The organism is Paracoccus sp. JM45, from assembly GCF_003590715.1.
Lineage (GTDB): Bacteria > Pseudomonadota > Alphaproteobacteria > Rhodobacterales > Rhodobacteraceae > Paracoccus.
The window spans coordinates 21,833-42,791 of sequence record NZ_QQVY01000017.1; the positions used below are offsets into that span (position 1 = coordinate 21,833).

The following is a 20,959-nucleotide window of genomic DNA, read 5'->3' on the forward strand; positions in this document are numbered from 1 at the left end:
TCTTGACGTAACGCTATAGATCCGGTCAGATTTAGAAAAATAATTTCGTGCGGGGAGTCGACATGAAGGTCGCGATCATCGGACTTGGGTTCAGGCTTGGCTATCTTGGTCATGTTTTTAACCAGATAGACCCTGACTTCCAGATTGTCGGCTATCATGACCCCGAACCGGCAGGGCTGGCAACGCTGGCTGAACATCATATCAACCCCGGTGTGCAATATTCATCCCCCGAAGACCTGGTGAAAGCTGGCGGTTACGACCTGCTAATGATCGGTTCACCGAACCATTTGCATTTGGATCATATCCGCTTGGGCCTGCAGGCGGATAACAAGATTTTTTCGGAAAAGCCCATCGTTTCCACCATTGAGCAAACCTATGAACTGGCCCGCCTGATGGCTGGCCACAGCCCCGACCAGTTACTGGTCGGTCTGGTGCTGCGATATGCACCACTGTATCGCGACTTGCTGGCTGCGCGCGATCAGGGAATGCTGGGAACGATCGTCTCGGTCGAGGCGGCAGAACATATTTTCCCCTATCATGGCGCGTTTTTCATGCGCGACTGGCGGCGGTATGAAAAATGGTCCGGCAGTTTTATGTTGGAAAAATGCTGCCATGATCTGGACCTGTATAACAGTCTGATCGGGGCGCGTCCCGAACGGGTTGCCAGCTTTGGCGGCCGCAAGACCTTTGTGCCCGAAAACGACCTGCGCAACGAAGGCATCAACGATCTGGACCTGTACCACCGCAAGCCTTCGGGCTGGAACGGGTCGGACAGGGTCTTTGATAATGACGGCGATATCATCGACTATCAGGTAGCGATTATCGAATACGCCAATGGCGTTGGTATGAACTTCCACACCAATCTGAATGCGCCCGACCAGTTCCGCCGCTTTGCGGTATTCGGCACCAAAGGTCAGGCCGAGGGTGATTTTATCCGCGCGCAGTTCAAGGTGACCGATGTGCGGTCCGAGCAGACGAAAATCGACAAGACCTATCAGGCCAGCGCGCTGTCACATCACTATGGTGCGGATGAAACCATGGCCGCCGAGGTGATTGCGAATGTCATGAAGAACGGCCCCCTTCCAGTATCTCCGCTGGACGCATTGGAGGCAGGCATTCTGGCGCTGTCCATCGATGATGCGCGCCGGACCAGACAGGTCGTCGATATGCGCCCCGTCTGGGACCGCTATGACGAGGCTTTGGTACGAAAAGGTGTCATGGCATGACCCAATCCCGCGCCGCATGGTATTTCGCATGGGCGCTGTTGGCCCCTGCCGTTCTTTATATCGTGATCATCGTGGCATGGCCCCTGATCGAAACTGTCCGGTTGTCTTTTACCAATGCATCGCTGCGCCGGACCTATGACTATGTCGGCTGGATCAATTACCAGAAGATCTTTGACAGGGATTTCCTTGAAATCATCCTGCGGACCTTCACATGGACGTTCTTCTCGGTGCTGTTGAAAATGGTTATCGGGACGTTCGGCGCGGTCTTACTGAACTGCGCGGTGCCGGGGCGGCATGTGTTCCGGTTGCTGACCATGCCACCGTGGATCGTGCCGATGGCCATCGGCATCTTTATGTGGGGCTGGATGTATAACGGCCAGTTCGGGATGATCTCGGGGCTGTTGCAGCGCTTCGGGTTTGTGGACGGGCCGGTCGCGTTTCTGGCCTATGGGCATTCGGCCTATTGGGCGACGATTGTTACCGATGTCTGGATCGGTGTGCCGATGGTCACCATCTATTTTCTGGCTGCGATCCAGTCCATCCCGCGCGACCTCTACGAGGCGGCATGGACCGATGGCGCCAGCCGCTGGATGCGGTTCCGCCGCATCACCATGCCGTTGATGGCCCCTGCCGTCATCACCATGTCGATGCTGTCGCTGATTGCCACGTTCAACAGCTTCGACATCATCTGGATTCTGACGCAGGGCGGACCATCAGGCGAAACCACGACGATGATCATCGACACCTATGCCACAGCCATCGGGTCAAAAAAATACGGCGAAGGCGCAGCGCGGGCCGTGGTGATCTGTCTTTTCCTTTCGTTGTTCTGCATCGCCTATTTCCGCATGACCCGCCGTCTTGCCGGCACTGACAAGGCATAAGGAACAGATCATGGTGAACCCTTTTTCCAGACATGACAGCACCCGCGCGATGATCGACCGCTATCGCTGGTGGGAACTGATTTGCATCTATTGCGGCATCGCAGTCTTCCTGTTTTTCATGCTGGCTCCTTTCCTCGAAGGGTTTCTGGTCAGCCTGAAACCGCTCGAGCAGTTGTTTTCATCGCCCTATACCTTCTGGCCCGAAAACGGGTCTTTCGCTGCCTATCGTACCATGTGGGACAGCGTGCCGATGTTTGCGCTGTATATCTTCAATTCCTTGCTGATCAGCGCCGTATCGACGGTAATTGTACTGGTTCTGGTGGTTCCGGCGGCCTATGCCTTTGCGCGTTTCAAGTTCAAGGGCATGGGGCTGGTGCTGGGCGGGTTTCTGGCCGTCTCGATGTTCTCGGGGGCGGTGCTATTGATCCCGCTGTTCCGTCTGATGCGGACCTTGGGGATGCTGAACACCTATTGGGCAATGATCATTCCGGGCGCGGCATTTTTGATCCCGGCCGCGATCTGGTTGCTGCGCACCTATATGATGCGGATCCCGCCCGAACTGAACGAGGCCGCCTATATGGACGGCGCATCCCAGTTCTATACCTTCCGCCGGGTGATCTTGCCGATTGCCCGCCCCGGCATCGTTGTCGTTGCGATCATGACCTTCATCGGGGCCTATGCACAGCAGTTCATCTTTGCGCTGACCTTCAACTCCAAGACCGAATATATGCCGCTGCCCGTCGGGCTGTTCGCCTATTTCGGCAAGCAGGAGGTGATCTGGAACGAATTGATGGCGGCCAGCTTTGTCGGCATCGCGCCGGCACTGGTCATCATCTTCTTCCTGCAACGCTATCTTGTCGGCGGTCTGACCGCGGGCGCGGTAAAACAATAATAAAAACCAATTCCAACAAGGAGAGTGAACGTGACGACACTTGCCCAGAAAAGCCTGATCGGACTGGTATTGGCCGCATCCACGGCGCTGCCTGCAATGGCCGACGACATCAGCTGGATCTATTGCGGCGACAGGATTGATCCTGTGCATGAAAAATACATCGCCGAATGGGAAGCGGCGAACGAAGGCTGGACCGTCACCCCCGAGGTTGTGGGCTGGGCGCAATGTCAGGACAAGGCCACCACGCTGGCCGCAGCAGGCAGCCCTGTTGCCATGGCCTATGTCGGTTCGCGGACACTGAAAGAATTCGCCCTGAACGAATTGATCGTTCCGATCCCGATGACCGAGGACGAGAAGGCCGCCTATTACCCCCATATCGTTGACACCGTCACCTTCGAGGGGACCCAATGGGGCGTTCCCGTCGCTTTTTCGACCAAGGCCTTCTATTGGAACAAGGATATCTTCGAGGCAGCCGGTCTTGATCCCGAAACGCCGCCCAAGACATGGGAAGAAGAAATCGCCTTTGCCACGCAGATCACCGAAAACACCGATGTTGCGGGATACGGTCTGTCGGCCAAGACCTTTGACAACACGATGCACCAGTTCCTGCATTGGGTTTATACCAATAACGGCCAGATCATTGATGCCGATGGCAACATCACGATGGACAGCCCCGAGGTTCTGGCAGCCTTGCAAGCCTATAAGGATATCGTCCCCTATTCGGTCGAGGGCGCGACAGCCTATGAGCAAAATGAAATGCGCGCCATCTTCCTTGATGGCGGGGTCGGCATGTTGCAAGCCTCGATCGCGGCAGCGTTCCGCGCATCTGATACCGATATGAACTGGGGTGTGGCTAAGCTGCCGGTGGGGCCGTCCGCCGAAGGTCCGGGCACCTTGTTGATCACCGATTCACTGGCCGTTTTTTCGGGATCCGGGGTCGAGGATAAGGCAATCGAATTTGCCAAATATATTACCTCGCCCGATATCCAGCTGGAATATGAAATGTCCCCCGATGCTGGGCTGACGCCGCTGCGCCCGTCGGAAAAGGTCGACCAGCTGATCACCGAACAGCCCTATTGGGCGCCCTATGTCGAAGGCATCGCCTTTGGCGGCCCCGAGCCCCTGTTTACCGACTACAAAGGCTTCCAGAATGTCATGATCGAAATGGTCCAATCGGTTGTGACCGGCAGTGCCGAACCCCAAGAGGCGCTGACCAAAGCCGCCGCCGAACTGGAAGACTACAAGTAACCACCACACTATCCGGCCACAGCATCTGTGGCCGGATATACCACAAACCGTCCGCCCCGACCGGTCGGCACCCAGCAGGAGACGCGCCTTGGGCCAGCTTTCACTAAAAGAGATTAAAAAGGTCTTCGGCACATTCGAAGTCGTCAAGGGCGTTTCACTTGATGTGCAGGAAGGCGAATTCATGGTTTTTGTCGGCCCCTCGGGGTGCGGAAAATCAACTCTGTTACGCATGATTGCCGGTCTGGAACATACGACCTCGGGTGATATTGTTATTGACGGCAAACGGGTCAACGACCTGCCCCCTGTCAAACGTGGCATTGCTATGGTCTTCCAGTCCTATGCGCTTTACCCGCATATGACGGTATATGAAAATATCGCTTTTCCCCTGCGCGTCGAAAAAGCCCCTGAAGCCGAGGTCCAGCGCAAAGTCGATGAGGCCGCGCGGATACTGCATCTGGAAGAACGGTTGCAACAAAAGCCCGGCAATTTGTCGGGTGGTCAGCGCCAGCGCGTTGCCATTGGTCGCGCCATCGTCCGCGCGCCCGAGATCTTCCTGTTCGACGAACCACTGTCGAACCTTGATGCGGCCCTGCGTGCCGATATGCGGATCGAACTGACCCGCCTGCACAAGCAACTGGGCGCCACGATGATTTACGTCACCCATGATCAGGTCGAAGCGATGACCATGGCCGATCGCATCGTTGTGCTGAATGGCGGGTATATTGCACAGGTCGGCCCTCCGTTAGAGCTATATCACAAACCGCAAAACACTTTCGTGGCGGGCTTTATCGGCAACCCGCGGATGAATTTCCTGCCAGTGCACTGTCTCGGTGCATCGGATCAAGGGGTGCAGATCGATTTGAACGGCCAGTCCCTGACCATTCCGGTCATGGTGCCGGCATCGGATCGTTCGGCGTTGCAGGGAAAGACGCTGACGCTTGGTATCCGGCCAGAACACATGGCAGTCGGGTCGGGGGATGTGGTTATGACTGCAACACCTAGCGTAGTTGAATATCTGGGACAGAACACCATCGGCTATGCCCGGTTGCCGGATCGAAACGAAAACTTCTGCTTCGTTCTTAACGGAACGCAAGTCATGCCTGAAAACACGACCATCAACCTGTCGTTTGCCGCTGCCGATTGCCATCTTTTCGACGCCGATGGCATGGCCTTTGAACGTCGGATCGATCTGGCGCAGATGACAGTTCCGCATGCCGATCTGGTGGAGGCCCCTTAACGAAGGTTGCCTATCCAGGGACGCCGGTGGTCTGGCGCAGGACTAGTTTTGCAGACACCTCGGTTGCGGTGGCGGGGGCTTTCGGGTCGCGCATCCGGTCCAGCAGAACCCGCGCCAGCCGCATGCCCAGATTTTTCGGCGATATCGCCATGGTCGTCAGCGGCGGCGTGGCGACGATCGCATCCTGAATATCATCAAAGCCGATCACCGACATATCGTGTCCTGCCACCAGACCGTCCCGTGCCAGCGCCAGACAGGCCCCAATGGCCACCATATCGCCATTACACACGACTGCCGTTACCTGCGGGTGCTTATGCATCAGTTCCTGCATAGCCGATAATCCTGCCAGCTTGTTTTCAGGGCATTGCCAGACAATGCCTTCACCAAGCCCCTGCGCTGACAGGGTATGAACATAGCCCTCGACCCTCTGCTTGCGGACAAAATTCATACCGACACCGCCCAGATAAGCGATATGACGATGGCCCAATTCAATCAGGTGGCGGGTGGCCATTGCGGTGGCCTCGGCGTTACGGATGCCGACATAATCCATCTGCGCATTGGCCGGACGCATGAAAGACACGGTCGGCACTGCCTGTGCTGCCAGCATCGCAAGGGTATCGTCGTCGGTTTGCAGGGCAGGGACCCAGATCAACCCGCCACGGCGCTGGCGGATAAAGGCGTCCAGATGGCGGCTTTGGCGGGCGGCGTCGTCACGCGTGTCCAGCACCGACACTAGATATCCTTCGGCATCCAGCAGATCGACAACGCCGCTGATCACCTCGGCGTTGAAGGGGTTGGACAACTGGTTAATCAGAAAGCCAACCTCGTGATATTCACCAGATCGCATGGCCGCAGCACGTGAATCGGTCACATAATGCAGCTTTTTGGCGGCTTGCAGCACCTTTTTGCGCGTTTGTTCAGAAATGCGGCCCGTTCCGCGCATTACCTGACTAACGGTCGGAATCGAGACTCCGGCCTCTTTGGCAACGCTGGCAAGGGTCGGCTTTACGGACATATGCACCTGTGTCTTTTAGATATATCGTTATAGCATAAATAATCGAAATAGCATAAATAATCGAATATTCGTCATATACCAACGCCATCACGGAATTTAATCCGGAATACTAGGATAATATCAAGTTGACAGCTGATATATCGTTATACCATGCTGAGGCAGGTTATCGGGGACGACTCGGACGTTGGTGACGACAATGTCCCATCGCACCAAGGATGCTGACGCGCCGGCAGGAGGGCCGGTCCCGATGATACGGGAAAGAACGGCGGCCCGCCTGTTGGACAGGATCGCCGTCATAAAAAGGGGAGGCTAAGATGAACAGACATTCCAAATACATGGCCGCGGTTTCGGGCATTGCCATGATGTGTTCGGCTGCTGTGGCGCAAGCCGATGTGCTTTTCTGGTCGACGCAAGCGCGTCCCGTTGAAGAAGCGCAGGCCATGCGTGAAACCGTGATGGCTGACGCCCCCGAAACAGTGGATTACCAAGCCAACGAAGACGGCCCGTGGCTGACCCGTATCCGTGCCGAATTGCAGGCCGGATCAGGGGCCATCGGGTTGCTGGGCGCGCTGCATGGCAATTTTTCCGCGATGGAGGCTGACCAGCTGGTTGATCTGGGCGATCTGGGGATCACGTCAAACAGCGAAACTTTTAATACGCTGTCCAAACTGGGTACCGATACGCCGCAATATATCCCGTGGATGCAGGCCAGTTACATCATGGCCGCCAATAAGGAATCGCTGCAATACCTGCCCGAAGGCGCAGACATCGACGCGCTGACCTATGACCAGCTGATTGCATGGACCGCCAATGTCCACGAGGCGACCGGTCAGGCGAAATTCGGTTTTCCCGCAGGTCCGAAAGGTCTGAAGCATCGCTTTTTTGAAGGCTATCTGTATCCATCCTATACCAACGGCGTGGTGCGGACGTATGCGTCTGACAAGGCGGTGACGGCTTGGGAAAAATTCCGCGAATTGTGGGAGCATACCAACCCCGCCTCGACCAATTTCTCGTTCATGCAGGAACAACTGCTGTCGGGTGATGCATGGATCGTGTTCGACCATACGTCCCGTCTGGCACAGGCTTTCAACGAACGCCCTGATGACTTTGTCGCTTTCCCGGCACCTGCAGGTCCCGAAGGACGTGGATTCATGCCAGTGCTGGCCGGTCTGGCCATTCCCGAAACGGCTCCAGACAAGGATGCTGCCAAAGCGCTGATCAGCTATATGATGACGCCTGAAACGCAGATCGCGACGCTGCGCGCGACCAGCTTTTTCCCCGTGATCGACGTCGATCTGCCTGACGATCTGCCACCGGCCGTGCAGGCCGCAGGGGACGCCGTCGCCAAGATGAGCAGTGCGCATGACGCCAATCCCGGTCTGTTGCCATCAGGTCTGGGCAATCAGGGCGGAGAGTTCGACCGCATCTTCAACGATACCTTCGAACGGATCGTGCTGGCCCGTCAGGATATCCGCATGGTTCTGGATGATCAAAAGCCGCGACTGGCCGCGATCATGGACGAAACCGGCGCGCCCTGCTGGGCCCCTGATGCACCCTCCGAAGGTGCCTGCCCGGTCGAATAACCTTTCGCCACGACGCGTCCGGACCCTGCGGTCCGGCGCATCCCCCCCCATTTCACCAAGCGGCGCCCTGCGCCCCCATGGGAGCGATCCGATGAACGCTCGACTATTGCCCTATATGCTGATCCTGCCGGTGACGCTTTTTCTGGGTGTGTTTTTCCTTTATCCCTTCGTGCTGGTTGCCCAGCAGGCGTTCAGCGGGTCGGACGGCTTTTCGATGGCCAATTTCCGCGATGTTTTCAGTTACTGGAAATTTCCCATCTCGTTGAAAAACACCCTGCTACTGGCGGCCATTGTGGTGCCGGTCCAGCTGGCCCTGTCTTTGTTAATGGCCACCATGGTCAGTAAAATGAAAAAGGGTCGCGATCTGGTGCTATATGTCTGGACGATCCCGCTGGGGATTTCGGATCTGGCGGCTGGCATCATCTGGCTGGCCATTTTCGAACAATCCGGCTTTCTGAATTCCATGATGAGCGGGCTTGGCGTGATCGACCAGCCGGTGAATTTCCTGTCCTATCAGCATCCCGGCGTGATCTTTCTGGCCATTGCGCTGGCAGAAATCTGGCGGGCAACAGCGATCATGCTGGTCATAATCGTCGCGGGCATCGGCCTGATCCCCAAAGAATATTACGAGGCCGCCGAAGTTTTTGGCGCATCCCCGTGGAAACGTTTCACCAAAATTACCCTGCCGATGCTGCGCCCGTCGCTGCAAACCGCGCTGATCCTGCGCGTCGTGCTGGCGTTCGAAGTGTTTGCCGTGGTCGCGGCCCTTGGTGGCACGTTGATGCCGGTCCTAATGGGCGAGATTTATGCCTACCAATTCGATTTGCTGAACAGCAATGCAGCGGCGGCTTTGGCGCTGGTCGTGCTGGCACTGTCGATTGCCTTTACCGTGATCATCCTGCGCGTGCTTCGCGTCCCTAAAGGAGCATCGATATGACCGACGCCACCCAACTGGTCGGCAATACCCGTTCGACGCGCAAGGCAGGGCGGTATGTCTATATCGCCTCGGTCGTGTTGTTATGCGCGTGGGTGCTGGTGCCGTTGTATTTCTTGTTGATCAACACACTGTCGTCGCCCGAAACGGTCAACAGCTTTCCCAAATCCTTTATCCCCGAATTCGATCTCGGCAGCCTGACCTTCTTTGCGGGCTTTGAGGGCATGCTGACAGCGCTGAAAAACTCGATCATTGTCGCGGCCATCACCATGGTGCTGTCGGTTCTGATCGGCGCGCCTGCGGGATATGCGCTGTCACGGTTCGATTTTCGCGGCAAGGAACTGTTCCGGATGCTGGTCCTGTTGACGCGGGCCTTTCCATTGCCGTTGCTGGCGCTGCCGCTGGCGGTGTTGTTCATCCGCACGGGGCTGGATGATACGGCATTCGGCCTTGCGCTGGTGCATACGACGCTGGCGATCCCCTTTGCAGTGCTGATCACCTTTTCGCTGTTCTCGGGCATTCCGATCGAGCTGGAGGAGGCGGCATGGACCCTTGGGTGCACGCGCCTGACCGCATTCACCAAGGTGGTGTTGCCGCTGATCCTGCCGGGCATCACGGCATCGGCAATCTTTGCCTTTGTCATCTCGTGGAACGAGGTCTTTGCATCCGCCGTGTTGACCATCGAAAACCGGACCCTGCCGGCCTTTCTGCTGCAAACCCTGGGCGAGGCACCCCTGCACCTGAAATTTGCCGGTGGCTTCATCCTGGTCGTGCCGGCGCTGATCTTCATCTTCGCTGTGCGCAAATACCTCTTCGCGATGTGGGGCATTGCCAACCGCTAAGGCGGGGCAACCCCGACAAAAGGACATACAGACATGGCACAAATCCAGATCAAGAATGTCGCCAAGAATTTCGGCGGCTATCAGGCCCTGCATGACATCAATCTGACCATTGAGGATCAAGAGTTCATGGTCCTGCTTGGCGCATCGGGCTGTGGCAAAACCACTTTGCTGCGGATCGTGGCGGGCCTTGAAACCGCCACCACGGGCGAGGTCTGGATCGGCGGCAAGCGCGTCGACCATCTGGCCCCTAAGGATCGCGGCATTGCGATGGTATTCCAGAACTATGCCGTTTTTCCCCATCTGACGGTCTTCGAAAACATCGGCTTTGGACTGCGGATGCAGAAGATGTCGAATGAGGAGGTGACCCGACGCGTCGAACGCACCGCCGGTCTGATGCATATCGACCAGCTGTTGAAACGCTATTCGGGCGAATTGTCCGGCGGCCAGCGTCAGCGTGTGGCCGTGGCGCGTGCATTGGCGATGGAGCCGGACGTGATCCTGATGGACGAACCGCTTTCCAACCTCGATGCGCTGCTGCGGCTGGAAATGCGAGCTGAACTGAAGGGCGTTCTGGCGGAAAGCAAAACGACCGCCATCTATGTCACCCATGATCAGGTCGAAGCGATGAGCCTGGCCGACCGCATCAGCGTCATGCATCAGGGTAAGATCATTCAGGCCGCCACCCCGATAGAGGTGTATCGCAACCCCGCCGCCAAATTCGTTGCGGGCTTTATCGGCAACCCGCCGATGAATTTTCTGGATGCGACCCCCGCCGGTGACGGCAAATGGACCGTGGCCGGACAGGTGGTCGATGGCCCGCGCGTCAATCTGGACCGTCTGCAATTTGCCATCCGTCCGGAAGATATCCAGCTGGCCGAACAGGGCATGAGCGCCACCGCCAAAGTAGTCGAGCCGCTTGGCGCGCATCTGCTGGTGACCTGTCACGTCGATGGGACATCCTTCCGCGCCGTTCTGGACAGCGACCTGACCGTGCGCCCCGGCGACACGCTGATGCTGTCACCCCAGCCGGACCGCGTCCGCTGGTTCGACCCCGAAACCAACCTTGCCGTCGCCTGAGGACAACCATGACATACGCACTGATCGAACAGGCCAAGGACGTTTTGCGTCACAATGACCGCGGCACCTATACCGTACCCACCGATGGCCTGTATCCTTTCCAGTGGAACTGGGACAGCTGTCTTAGCGCGCTTGGTCTGTCCCATCTGGACGAGGCCCGCGCATGGACCGAAATCGACACCCTGTTCGCCCATCAATGGGATGACGGTATGGTGCCGCATATTATTTTCCACACGCCGAATGACAGCTATTTCCCTGGTGCCGATGTCTGGCGCACGGGCCGCGATGTTCCGACGACGGGCATCACGCAACCGCCTGTCGCAGGGTTCTGCGTCAAACGTCTGTTCGACCGTTGTCAGGACCGTGATCTGGCCCGCGCCCGCGCCCGTGCATTGGTGCCGCAGATCCATGCGTGGCATGAATGGTTTTTCCGCTGCCGTGATCCGCGCGGCACTGGATTGGTCGCCATCCTGCATCCGTGGGAATCCGGCCGCGACAATTCGGTTGATTGGGACGCAGCACTGGACCGTGTTCCGACCGAGGGGGTCGAACCCTTTGTGCGCCGCGACACCCAGCACGCCAACCCGGCCCACCGTCCGACGCAAAAGCAATATGAACAATTCATGTGGTTGGTGCAGCATTTCCGCGATCTGGGATGGGACAACAGCAAGCTGCATGACGCATCGCCGTTTCAGGTCGTCGATCCAGGTTTCAATGCCATCCTGATCCGGTCGTGCAGTGATCTTGCCGATCTTGCGCAGGAACTGGGTGAAACCGAAATCGCGCAGAAATCCCGCGACTTTGCCGCTCGCGGTGCCGCCGCACTGGACGGATTATGGAGCGCTGAACACGGACAGTATGTGTGCTTTGACAGGGCGGTGGGTGAACTGGTTGACAGCCCTTCGATCGGGGGCATTCTGGCGGCCTTTACCGATATTCCGCCACAGAACGCCCTGGCCATTGCTGCGCGGATCAACCTCCTTGCAAAGGAGGCGAAGTTCATGGTGCCCAGCCATGCCCCCAAAGCGGCCGAATTCGACCCGCTGCGATATTGGCGCGGGCCGGTCTGGTTGATCGTGAACTATATGATTGCTGACGGAATGGAACGCGCAGGCCAGCATGAGATTGTCGAACGCATTGTCTCCGACAGTTTGCGTCTGATCGAACTGGGCGGTTTTGCCGAATACTATGGCCCCCTTGACGGTGAACCCTGCGGTGGCGACCGTTTCACCTGGACCGCCGCCATCGTGATCGAGTTTTTGACCCGTCAAAAAGCTCTTGCATGATGCAACGGCTTGGGGCCCATTCTGGTCCCAAGCCGACATCCGCCCCTTTTCAAGATGGTCGAACCGATAATGCCAATACCGTGCCCGACTGCCGATCCGCGCGCATTTCTGACAGCACTGTTTGATTGTGCCGTGATGGTGGCCGACCCGATGCAGGTCGTGCCCGCGCATCTGCCGGACCGGCCCAAGGGGCGGCTGGTCATTATCGGTGCCGGCAAAGCTAGCGCCCGCATGGCCGAGGCGGTCGAGGCGCATCTGGGCCCCTGCGAGGGTCTGGTCATCACCCGCTATGGCTATGCCCGCCCGTTGCAAGGCATCACTTTGGTCGAGGCCGCACATCCTGTCCCCGACGCCACCGGCGCGCAGGCGACCAAGAATATGCTGGAACTGGTCGCGGGGCTGGGTCCCGATGATCTGGTGCTGGCGCTGATTTCGGGCGGGGGGTCTGCGTTGCTTTGCGCCCCCGCTGCGGGGTTGGATCTGGACCAGAAGATGGCGGTGAATGCGGCGCTATTGGCCTCGGGGGCGCCGATCGGCGAGATGAACGTTGTTCGCAAACACCTTAGCCGCGTGAAAGGCGGGCAGCTGGCAGCGGCTTGTCACCCTGCGCCATTGCTAAGCCTGTTGATATCAGATGTGCCGGGCGATGATCCGGCCCATATCGCATCGGGTCCGACGGTCGGGGAAACCAGCACTGCCGCCGATGCACTGGACATTCTGCAGAAGCGCCAGATCGCTGTGCCGGATGCCGCGCTGGCTGTGTTACGGCAGGGGTCCGGCGTCATTGCCCTTGATGATCTGCGGCTTGCCACGTCCGAAACCCGCATCATCGCCGCGCCGTCGCAATCCTTGGCCACCGCCGCGAAAGAGGCGCGGGCTGCAGGCGTCGATGTGCGCTTGCTTGGTGATGCATTGGAAGGCGAGGCGCGCGAACTGGGCGCATCCCAAGCCCGTCTTGCCCTGTCTTTGCGGGCCGAAGCCACCAAGACAGGGCAACCGATCCTGTTGTTGTCAGGTGGCGAATGCACTGTCACCCGACGTGGTGATGGTATTGGCGGGCCAAATGCCGAATTCACGCTGGCGGCAGCTATTACTTTGCAGGGCGCTGCGGGCATCCATATCATTGCCTGTGATACAGACGGCGTCGACGGGGCAGCCGAAATTGCCGGCGCCTATGCTGGCCCCGACAGCCTGAACGGTCGGATGGACGCGCAAGCTGCCCTTGCCAACAATGATGCGCACAGCTTTTTCGAAACCACCCAAGGGCACATCATCACCGGCCCGACACTGACAAACGTCAACGATTTCCGTGCCATTCTGATTTTACCGAAGTGATCTTTGCTCACTGATCAACAACAGTAAGCTATCAGGAACAGCCTGAGGTGGCTTCGGCTCACTATAAAATAAATAATCGTATTTCCCCAAATACAGACTTGAATACGAAGTTGTATTCGACTTTAGGGCTATTCGGATGCCGCCATAAAAATTAAAGAGGATTATGCTTTCGGATCCCCCAGAACACTGGCGCTATCTTGAGTCACCTGCAGTACGTCCCTCACTTACAGTAGCTTCGAACGGATCGCGACAAGTATGGCACGATGCATATTGGTGCAACCGGTTCGAGTTGCCCAAGCGGCCACACGTTTCCCAATCGATGTACCTGCAATAACAGGATGTCCAATGCGTGCTGATACCGTGATGGTATAAGATACCATGCGGGTTAGAATAGTAAAACAATCGGCAATGGGATATAATTGACTTCGCAACCGAATGTGGCTCTGTTGCGCAAACCAGCTGATGAACGGTTCTCCTCGTACCCCCGCCAGATCTATCCCACTGCTTTCGTAACAGGGATGCCGAGGCGGTGTAGCATTTCTGGATCGCAATGCGCACCTGAACCTTAGCGACCTGGCGGTCAAAGTCGCGCGCCCTCAGCCTCAGGCCTAGCAGTTTCATGCAATGCATCTTTGTCTCGACGTGACTTGGCCGGTGATATTCGCTCCAGTTTCGCCAGAGTGGCCGACCAAAATATCTTGATGCGCGGAGTGTGTTTTTCATGGCGATAGCGCCGGCGGTAGTTGGCTTCCATGGCTAGGCATTTCTGCGTGGTGGGATGACTGCGGTCACACCATGGCCAGCGATGGCGTTGTGACGTCGGCGCGTGTCGTATGCACCGTCCCTGGGCACGCTGCCAATCTGCTGATCGCGCGGAATTTGGTCGAGTAGATGAGGCAGCGTCTGCGTGTCGCTGGTATTGCTGCCGGTGACCTTGACTACTCTGATTTCCAGTGCTTGCTCGTCGATACCAATGCGGATCCCGCACCAGGCGCGCCGTTTGGGGCCGCCTTGCTTGCGGGCGTTCAATTCGCCTTCACCTTGGATCTTGATATCGGTTATTGGTTAGCAGATGCAGTGGGCCGTTAGCGCCACGATATGGAATGTGCTCTGAAAGCACCCTTTGACGGCGGCAGGTGTCGCTAAAGTCTGGCACGTCCCGATCAAGGCCCGTCAGTCCAACAGACTTTCCACAAAGCCCGTCGTCGGCCGAAGCGCCATTCCGAATAGCACGTTCATCGTTAGGCATATTTGGGGCAGCGTTACTGAAAATTCGCGACCTGCTCCTCCTACCGGAAGTTTTAGCATTCCAGTTCATCTCGGGATCGAACCAGATCGCCAGTGATCGACGACGCTTCAGCGCCGCGTTATAATTTGCGCAGTTCGTCGTCTTCTAGGTAGGTGATATCGGTTTGCTCATGCGGGCTAGCTACCACACCGAATCCACGACATGAATCCTTATCCGATTTGTGCAACATAGACCGAAAATATATGATATATTGCAAACCGTTATGAAAAATACATCGCCTTTTAGGTCTAAGCTGAACTGCGATGTCAAAACGCTAGAGCGATAAACACGATGAAATTATCACAACTGGAAATAGGGTGATCGCTGAACTAACCAGACCTATGACGGTGCCCGCAATAATAAGAAATTGCTTTATTCCGTCGCCCGACGGCAGGTATCTGACAAGGATCAGATGCGCGATAATGCCCGTCAGCCATAGGCCTGCCAATACTGCATGCTGCAGATCAGTCCAGAAGAATGGTCGGTTTTGCCACCCCCCCGCGCACCCGATCCCGTGCAGCGCATAGACTGCTGAAAATAATACGGCCCAAAGGACCGGTCCTGCCAGAGATCTTAGAAGCCAGCCCATTAAAGGACCTCTTGCGTTACGACGACGGTCAGGCTGATCGTTGCGGTGAACAGCAAGAACCTTTGAAACAGTTGCCATGCTGGGATCGCGCCCCGACGATGCGGCCCGACGCGACCTGTGCGGGCGTCACGGTCCGAACGCAGGGCTAGCATAGCAACCACAATCGCATGGACGGCGACATATCCCAGCATGACGGCCCGCAATGCGTCGCCTGCATGGCGTCGCGGGTCATCCAGCCCCGTTGCCAGACCAGCCATAAGGATCAGCCCAAGAACCGCGCAAACGAAACCGACCCGCGTCCAGACGCGAGGATCACGAGATGTCGCGGCCTTTCTGCCTGCAAAGGTTGCGGCTAGTATCACTAGAAACGCTGCAAGCGCCATTAAGCCCATCATGCCGGTTGCCCAACCGGTTTCGGGCGCAGGCCAATTCGGCGCGACAACATTCAAAAAACCAAGACCAAACAGCAGCGATGCAAAGACGGTGCCGTCTGCCACCAACAGGGCAACACAGCCCGTATAGGCCAAGGTATTTGTAACGCTGAAATGGGTGGGCAGGGTCAATAAGGGCGCAACCTCGATCCACGGCGGATCATAATCGACACCCATGATCGTTCCCCACCGCCATGCCATGACCAAAGTGGCTACAATGCCAATCGGCGTCAGCCAGTACAGTCCCGCCAACATCAACCCGAAAAAGCTGCCAATGGCCAAGGATGTCAGAACGGGCAGGGCCGTATTGCTGGCCAGAACGGCGATATGGTCGGGCTTTCCGCTGGCAGGTTCGACCACCAGAGTTTCACGATGTCCGCGCGGCGCACCGGGAAGAAGGCCTTCTCCTTTTGCCAAGGGCAAGATTGCGGTGGCGTTATCATGGACGGGACCGGGCAGCGACGCGAAGTTATATGATGGCGCGGGCAGGGGCATGGCCCAATCCAGCGTCGGCGCCCTCCAAGGATTGCGCCAGCTGCGTCGCCCGAACAACCATTGCATTACCATGTCAAACGCAAACAGGGCGAACCCTGCTGCTTGAATCATACCGAAGATTGACGAGACAAGGTTCAGAATTTCCCACTCGGGATTGTCCGGATAGGCGTCGATGCGGCGCGGCATACCCAAAAGACCGGTCAGATGCATGATGAAAAATGTGCCATGAAATCCGATAAAAATCAGCCAGAACGCTGATTCACCCAAGCCTGCAACACGCCAGCGACCGCTGATCATCGGCATCCACCATGTCACAGCGGCCAGCATGGGAAAGACGAACCCGCCAACTAGGACATAGTGCAGATGGGCGGTCACAAAGGCCGTATCATGCGCCTGCCAGTTGAAGGGCACCATCGCCAGCATCACGCCTGTCAAACCGCCTAAAACAAATGTCGCGAAAAACCCGATGATATACAACATTGGCAAACGGAACTGGACGCGGCCTTCGTACATCGTGCCGATCCACGCAAAGACCTGCACCGCGGTCGGAACCGCCACCAAAGCAGAGGCCGCAGAGAAGAACGCCAGTGCCATATGCGGAATGCCGACGGTGAACATGTGATGCACCCACAGTCCGAATGACAGGAACACCAATCCAAGAATGGCAGCAACGATCGCACCATATCCAAGGATCTTCGTCCGGCTGAGGACAGGAATAATCGTAGACAATGCACCTGCGGCTGGCAGGAAAATGATATAAACCTCGGGGTGGCCGAACAGCCAGAACAGGTGTTGCCACAGCAACGGGTCACCGCCGCGCGTGATGTCGAAAAATGGCCAGTCGAATGCACGCTGCAATTCAAGCAGGATCGAGCCGAGGATAAGCGGCGGAAAACCGATCAACATCATTGCTGCCGTGCCCAGCAGATACCACGCCATTAGCGGCATCTTGGTCAGGGGCATATAGGCTGCGCGGCATCGCAGGATGGTCACGGTGATTTCAACCGCGGCGGCCATGGCGCTGATCTCGACGAAGGTAACGCCCAGCAGCCAGACATCGGCATTTACACCCGGCGTATAGGTCTTGTCTGACAAGGGGACATACATGAACCAGCCGCCATCAGGCGCGACCCCGAAAATTAACGACAATACGATGGTCGTGCCGCCGAATAGATAACAGAAATAGCCAAGTGCGCTTAGCCGTGGAAAGGCCATATCCCGCGCCCCAAGAATTTTGGGCAACAGCCATAGGGCCAACCCCTCAAGCAGGGGGATGGCGAACAGGAACATCATGATGCTGCCGTGCATCGTGAAGATCTGGTTATAAAGCTCGCTTGACAGGAACGCGCCCTGGCGGGTGGCCAATTGGGCGCGGATCATCATTGCCAGAACGCCGCCGATTGCGAAGAAGACAAACGCAGTGGCCATGAAACGCAGACCGATGGTTCCATGATTGACCGAGGTAAAGAACCCCCGCAATCCCGGCAGATCGGCCCAGACCTTATCCAGTTCACGATGAAGATGCAGCGCGCGTTGTGCCTTGTTCGGTGGTATATCGGTCATGGTAGGGCCTTGGGAAGCGGGGCGTCGGTCAATGCCTTTGGCGGGTCAGCGGGATCATAGGCAACCAGTGTGAATCGCATGTCACGGTAACCGGGCCCCGAGAATTCTGCCGATTGTCCCGCATATTGTCCCGGCTGGTCTGCCTGAAGCCGGTGCAGGTTCACATGCCCGGGTATGGCATCCATCTTGCCGCCAAGGCGCGGGACCCAGAAGCTGTGGATCACGTCATCAGAATGTATTGCAACCTCGAAAGGTTGACCGGCTGGCACAAAAAGGATGTTGTCGGTCGTGACCAGCCTGCCATCCGGCGCGGGCTGGGTAAACTGCCAGTTGTATCTGCTGGCATGCGCTTGAACACGGATCACATTGTCACCCTGCGCAATCATCCGTTCGCCAACCCACAATGCGCTGCCCAACAGCAGGGTCAGCAGCGTCATGCTGAAGACCAGACCCCAGCCACAAATCCATATTCGTGCCGATGTTTTACGCGGGCCGCGCCGCATGGCAATCCACAGCATGGCTGCGATTATCGCCGTAATAAGCCCCGCTCCAGCAGCCATGATCCACCAAAGACGGGCAATTTCGGTTGCTGCGGGGCCTGCGGGCGATAGGGTGCTTAGCGGTGCATCGCAAGCGGTGATAAAAGGAACCGTTGCTAGTGCTGCCGCCTTGTATGACCAGACCGCCCGAACATGAGAGCGACAATGCGCCAGAAATACACTTGGAAACAACGCCGCCGACTGTCCGACCCGATCGAGGAACATGCCGCTTTTGGTGATACGGAATCCAAGGTTGCCCTTTCCGGTCATCCGCTGCACGCAATGATGGTGGCCTTCCCGATATCTCTGGCGGTTTGCACCCTTGGTGCCGATGCGATGTATTGGTTCAGCGCCGAGGAATTCTGGCCCCGCGTTGCATTGTGGACCTCCGGATTGGCCTTTCTGATCGGTATTGTCGCAGGCGCGACCGGCACGGTCGAATTGTTGATAGCGCCAGGCATCCGTATCCGTTCGGCAAGCTGGACCCATTTTATCCTTGCTGTCATGCTTTTGTCGGTTTTGGGGCTGAATTGGGGGTTCCGGTTGCCAGACCATGTCGCGGCTGTTCTGCCCTTCGGACTGCTGATTTCGGCCTTGGCCGCAGTCATGACGGGAATTACCGGTTGGCATGGGGGAAAACTGGTCTTTGATTATCGGATTGGAACGCAGGCCGGACCGGAAGGTTAGGGCGGCAGTCATAATCCTTCCCCCCTAGGTGACAGCATCACTTCCGGCATCCAGTCGGTAACCCACACCAGATCGGGCTTGGCCAGAACCAGCCATAAAACACCGATCATCATTGGAATTACCGCCGCCAATGCGAATAACGGCGAGGGCATCTTGTGCAATCCCCTATCCTCTGCCGAAATCACCACCAGATGACCCAGCCATGCATGGACCAATGCCATTCCGGCGACCAACGCAAGTTTGGCAACCAGCCACAGATCAAAAATATCCGCCGCAAAGATTAGGCCTGTCCCAGCCACAACGGCCAGAATGGCAGCAGGGGTGGCAAAGGCGACATATCCATAGTGGGTGATCAAGCGGAACTCGGAATAGCGCGTCTGCCTTTGACCGCGTTTCAACTCCCGTTTCCCGAAACCACTGTAAAGGGTCATCAGCACAGGAAGCGCAATCAATGCCGCGCACCAACACAACAGTGCCGCAAGGTGGAAAAACTTCAGCGCGGCAATCATGCCTCTATCCCGCGCATCCAGCTGCGACGCAGCATGACCGCCGCAAGGGTTGCAACTGGCACAAAACCCGGAACCCACATGACCAGACCGGCCAATTGCTGATCGGCGATCGGTGCCAGACCCCACAGCGCCGCGCCATCGACATGTTCGAAATAAAGGATCGAGGATGAAAATGTCAGCACTGCCCCGACAAGGCCCATGATCCCCGCCAATCCCGCAATGCCGAATGCATTGTAAATGATCTGTTCGGTTCTTTCAGGTGCAGCAAGAGCCATGGACCAGAACGCCCACGCCGAACCCAGCATCGCTGCCTGCATACTCCAATAAGCGATGGCCGATTGCCAGATCCAAGAATATATTGATGGGATATGCCATGCAACCATCACAGCGGTTACAGCTGCCAGCCACAGACTTACAGTGCCGATGCGAACCACCGGCATAGCTATTGCCAATGCCGGTGCTGCAAGTGTCAGAATGACAACATGGTGGATGGCACGTGCCGTAAACAGGGCGGACGTGAAAGCGCAAAGCGGTGAAACGAAAGCGACAAACAGCGCGATCAATCCAACGACAGCGGGCCCAAGGCTGATATGCTGCCGCTTGATCCATATCATCGCACTGAATGAGATAAGTCCCGCCAACACTGCCGGATCCGTATTCCAGCTCGCCCACAGCTGATTTGGAGTGGGGGCGGGACCACAATAAATAGTCGCGGTTCCGATCAATTCGGATACATCACCTTGTACCGCCATCGATACCCCCCCGTTAGTCGCGTGTATTGTTCCAACCCGTGTTCGAACAATCCGTTCCAGAAATACTTAATTGCGTTAAAGGGTATGCGCTGTACACCTGAACTGAATAACTACAGATTAACCCGTAGGTTCCAGACCCGTTGATTTTAGCCTTTTGACGTGATTCAGGGTGGCGAAGACGAAAGAGTAGTTTTCGAAAAAGTACAACTATAGTGACGTTTTACAATATTTGTAAAACGACAAGCTACTTTGCCTTTCAGATGACATAATATAAAATACTTATGCTGTTTTCCGTCAATGAACGGCGTTGTTGCAGAACTCTAACCGCATAAGTAAGCCATCACCCTTCATCACCCGCCCGCTACCGCACAACGAACTGGTCCGACGATACTGCGTCGCTGCGCAAACGCGGATCACTGCTAATCTGGTTGGACAAGGAAGTGACCTGGCTTGCGCCGCATGACGGCAGCCCCGGTCGCCCTGCGGTGTTTTCCGACGCGGCGGTCCAGTTCTGCCTGACCATCAAAGTGCTGTTCAAGTTGCCGTTTCG

At 56.9% G+C, this 20,959-nt stretch carries 18 protein-coding genes and 1 pseudogene; 13 read left to right on the top strand and 6 right to left on the bottom strand.

Annotated features, from left to right (window positions below; genetic code table 11):
• The first annotated feature begins 62 nt into the window (after window positions 1-62).
• The 5 genes from DWB67_RS15000 to DWB67_RS15020 all read left to right on the top strand — a co-directional run bounded on the left by DWB67_RS15000 (window position 63) and on the right by DWB67_RS15020 (window position 5,484).
• Entirely contained in the window at window positions 63-1,226 is a 1,164-nt protein-coding gene (locus DWB67_RS15000; protein ID WP_119808400.1) for a Gfo/Idh/MocA family protein, read from the top strand.
• A complete protein-coding gene (locus tag DWB67_RS15005; RefSeq protein WP_119808401.1) occupies window positions 1,223-2,107 on the top strand; it encodes a carbohydrate ABC transporter permease in 885 nt (294 codons plus the stop codon). The genes DWB67_RS15000 and DWB67_RS15005 overlap by 4 nt, the downstream gene beginning before the upstream one ends.
• Window positions 2,108-2,117: 10 nt before the next feature.
• Window positions 2,118-2,999 (top strand): carbohydrate ABC transporter permease, encoded by an 882-nt coding sequence (locus tag DWB67_RS15010; protein WP_119808402.1) that lies wholly within the window; start codon window positions 2,118-2,120, stop codon window positions 2,997-2,999.
• A gap of 30 nt (window positions 3,000-3,029) precedes the next feature.
• Window positions 3,030-4,247, top strand: a complete 1,218-nt coding sequence (locus DWB67_RS15015; RefSeq protein ID WP_255418700.1) for an ABC transporter substrate-binding protein — start codon at window positions 3,030-3,032, stop codon at window positions 4,245-4,247.
• A gap of 88 nt (window positions 4,248-4,335) precedes the next feature.
• A complete protein-coding gene (locus DWB67_RS15020) occupies window positions 4,336-5,484 on the top strand; it encodes an ABC transporter ATP-binding protein (protein WP_119808403.1) in 1,149 nt (382 codons plus the stop codon).
• Between the two features lie 10 nt (window positions 5,485-5,494).
• On the opposite strand, the gene DWB67_RS15025 is transcribed toward DWB67_RS15020, so the two are convergent.
• Entirely contained in the window at window positions 5,495-6,499 is a 1,005-nt protein-coding gene (locus DWB67_RS15025; protein ID WP_119808404.1) for a LacI family DNA-binding transcriptional regulator, read from the bottom strand.
• Window positions 6,500-6,813: 314 nt separating this feature from the next.
• Between DWB67_RS15025 and DWB67_RS15030 the strand changes: the two genes are divergently transcribed.
• From DWB67_RS15030 to DWB67_RS15055, 6 genes are all read left to right on the top strand, one after another.
• Window positions 6,814-8,082 carry an ABC transporter substrate-binding protein gene (locus tag DWB67_RS15030; protein WP_119808405.1) on the top strand — a complete coding sequence of 423 codons (1,269 nt, stop codon included), beginning with the start codon at window positions 6,814-6,816 and terminating at the stop codon, window positions 8,080-8,082.
• 91 nt (window positions 8,083-8,173) lie between these two features.
• Complete coding sequence (locus tag DWB67_RS15035; RefSeq protein ID WP_119808406.1) at window positions 8,174-9,019, top strand: carbohydrate ABC transporter permease; 846 nt, start codon at window positions 8,174-8,176, stop codon at window positions 9,017-9,019.
• Window positions 9,016-9,858 (top strand): carbohydrate ABC transporter permease, encoded by an 843-nt coding sequence (locus DWB67_RS15040; RefSeq protein ID WP_119808407.1) that lies wholly within the window; start codon window positions 9,016-9,018, stop codon window positions 9,856-9,858. Before DWB67_RS15035 ends, DWB67_RS15040 begins: the two co-directional genes overlap by 4 nt.
• A gap of 33 nt (window positions 9,859-9,891) precedes the next feature.
• On the top strand, window positions 9,892-10,935 hold the full coding sequence (locus tag DWB67_RS15045) for an ABC transporter ATP-binding protein (RefSeq protein ID WP_119808408.1): 1,044 nt from the start codon (window positions 9,892-9,894) through the stop codon (window positions 10,933-10,935).
• An 8-nt stretch (window positions 10,936-10,943) separates the two neighbouring features.
• Window positions 10,944-12,221, top strand: coding sequence for a trehalase family glycosidase (locus tag DWB67_RS15050; RefSeq protein ID WP_119808409.1), 1,278 nt, complete (start codon window positions 10,944-10,946; stop codon window positions 12,219-12,221).
• Between the two features lie 69 nt (window positions 12,222-12,290).
• The gene (locus DWB67_RS15055) at window positions 12,291-13,556 is read left to right on the top strand and encodes a glycerate kinase (protein ID WP_119808410.1); all 1,266 of its coding nucleotides are present in this window, start codon (window positions 12,291-12,293) and stop codon (window positions 13,554-13,556) included.
• Between the two features lie 493 nt (window positions 13,557-14,049).
• Here the strand turns inward: DWB67_RS15055 and DWB67_RS15060 are convergent.
• The 3 genes and pseudogenes from DWB67_RS15060 to DWB67_RS15075 all read right to left on the bottom strand — a co-directional run bounded on the left by DWB67_RS15060 (window position 14,050) and on the right by DWB67_RS15075 (window position 18,440).
• Window positions 14,050-14,916, bottom strand: a pseudogene (locus DWB67_RS15060) (IS5 family transposase).
• A 516-nt stretch (window positions 14,917-15,432) separates the two neighbouring features.
• The gene (locus DWB67_RS15070) at window positions 15,433-17,922 is read right to left on the bottom strand and encodes a cbb3-type cytochrome c oxidase subunit I (protein ID WP_119808412.1); all 2,490 of its coding nucleotides are present in this window, start codon (window positions 17,920-17,922) and stop codon (window positions 15,433-15,435) included.
• Window positions 17,919-18,440 carry a cytochrome B gene (locus DWB67_RS15075; RefSeq protein ID WP_255418701.1) on the bottom strand — a complete coding sequence of 174 codons (522 nt, stop codon included), beginning with the start codon at window positions 18,438-18,440 and terminating at the stop codon, window positions 17,919-17,921. The genes DWB67_RS15070 and DWB67_RS15075 overlap by 4 nt, the downstream gene beginning before the upstream one ends.
• A gap of 174 nt (window positions 18,441-18,614) precedes the next feature.
• Between DWB67_RS15075 and DWB67_RS15080 the strand changes: the two genes are divergently transcribed.
• Window positions 18,615-19,148 (top strand): DUF2231 domain-containing protein, encoded by a 534-nt coding sequence (locus DWB67_RS15080; RefSeq protein ID WP_255418702.1) that lies wholly within the window; start codon window positions 18,615-18,617, stop codon window positions 19,146-19,148.
• An 8-nt stretch (window positions 19,149-19,156) separates the two neighbouring features.
• Here DWB67_RS15080 and DWB67_RS15085 read toward each other — a convergent pair whose 3' ends face one another.
• Complete coding sequence (locus DWB67_RS15085) at window positions 19,157-19,657, bottom strand: CopD family protein (protein WP_119808414.1); 501 nt, start codon at window positions 19,655-19,657, stop codon at window positions 19,157-19,159.
• Window positions 19,654-20,271 carry a cytochrome c oxidase assembly protein gene (locus DWB67_RS15090; protein ID WP_119808419.1) on the bottom strand — a complete coding sequence of 206 codons (618 nt, stop codon included), beginning with the start codon at window positions 20,269-20,271 and terminating at the stop codon, window positions 19,654-19,656. The genes DWB67_RS15085 and DWB67_RS15090 overlap by 4 nt, the downstream gene beginning before the upstream one ends.
• Window positions 20,272-20,807: 536 nt before the next feature.
• Between DWB67_RS15090 and DWB67_RS15095 the strand changes: the two genes are divergently transcribed.
• The coding region (locus DWB67_RS15095) for a transposase (protein WP_182911602.1) at window positions 20,808-20,959 on the top strand (152 nt) is incomplete at its 3' end.

What these genes read in the sequence shown, in the direction of transcription:
- DWB67_RS15000 (WP_119808400.1), top strand. Translation starts at nt 63, where the DNA reads ATGAAGGTCGCGATCATCGGACTTGGGTTCAGGCTTGGCTATCTTGGT.
- DWB67_RS15005 (WP_119808401.1), top strand. Translation starts at nt 1,223, where the DNA reads ATGACCCAATCCCGCGCCGCATGGTATTTCGCATGGGCGCTGTTGGCC.
- DWB67_RS15010 (WP_119808402.1), top strand. Translation starts at nt 2,118, where the DNA reads ATGGTGAACCCTTTTTCCAGACATGACAGCACCCGCGCGATGATCGAC.
- DWB67_RS15025 (WP_119808404.1), bottom strand. Translation starts at nt 6,499, where the DNA reads ATGTCCGTAAAGCCGACCCTTGCCAGCGTTGCCAAAGAGGCCGGAGTC.
- DWB67_RS15030 (WP_119808405.1), top strand. Translation starts at nt 6,814, where the DNA reads ATGAACAGACATTCCAAATACATGGCCGCGGTTTCGGGCATTGCCATG.
- DWB67_RS15035 (WP_119808406.1), top strand. Translation starts at nt 8,174, where the DNA reads ATGAACGCTCGACTATTGCCCTATATGCTGATCCTGCCGGTGACGCTT.
- DWB67_RS15040 (WP_119808407.1), top strand. Translation starts at nt 9,016, where the DNA reads ATGACCGACGCCACCCAACTGGTCGGCAATACCCGTTCGACGCGCAAG.
- DWB67_RS15045 (WP_119808408.1), top strand. Translation starts at nt 9,892, where the DNA reads ATGGCACAAATCCAGATCAAGAATGTCGCCAAGAATTTCGGCGGCTAT.
- DWB67_RS15050 (WP_119808409.1), top strand. Translation starts at nt 10,944, where the DNA reads ATGACATACGCACTGATCGAACAGGCCAAGGACGTTTTGCGTCACAAT.
- DWB67_RS15055 (WP_119808410.1), top strand. Translation starts at nt 12,291, where the DNA reads ATGCCAATACCGTGCCCGACTGCCGATCCGCGCGCATTTCTGACAGCA.
- DWB67_RS15070 (WP_119808412.1), bottom strand. Translation starts at nt 17,922, where the DNA reads ATGACCGATATACCACCGAACAAGGCACAACGCGCGCTGCATCTTCAT.
- DWB67_RS15075 (WP_255418701.1), bottom strand. Translation starts at nt 18,440, where the DNA reads ATGCTGTGGATTGCCATGCGGCGCGGCCCGCGTAAAACATCGGCACGA.
- DWB67_RS15080 (WP_255418702.1), top strand. Translation starts at nt 18,615, where the DNA reads ATGAGAGCGACAATGCGCCAGAAATACACTTGGAAACAACGCCGCCGA.
- DWB67_RS15085 (WP_119808414.1), bottom strand. Translation starts at nt 19,657, where the DNA reads ATGATTGCCGCGCTGAAGTTTTTCCACCTTGCGGCACTGTTGTGTTGG.
- DWB67_RS15090 (WP_119808419.1), bottom strand. Translation starts at nt 20,271, where the DNA reads ATGATATGGATCAAGCGGCAGCATATCAGCCTTGGGCCCGCTGTCGTT.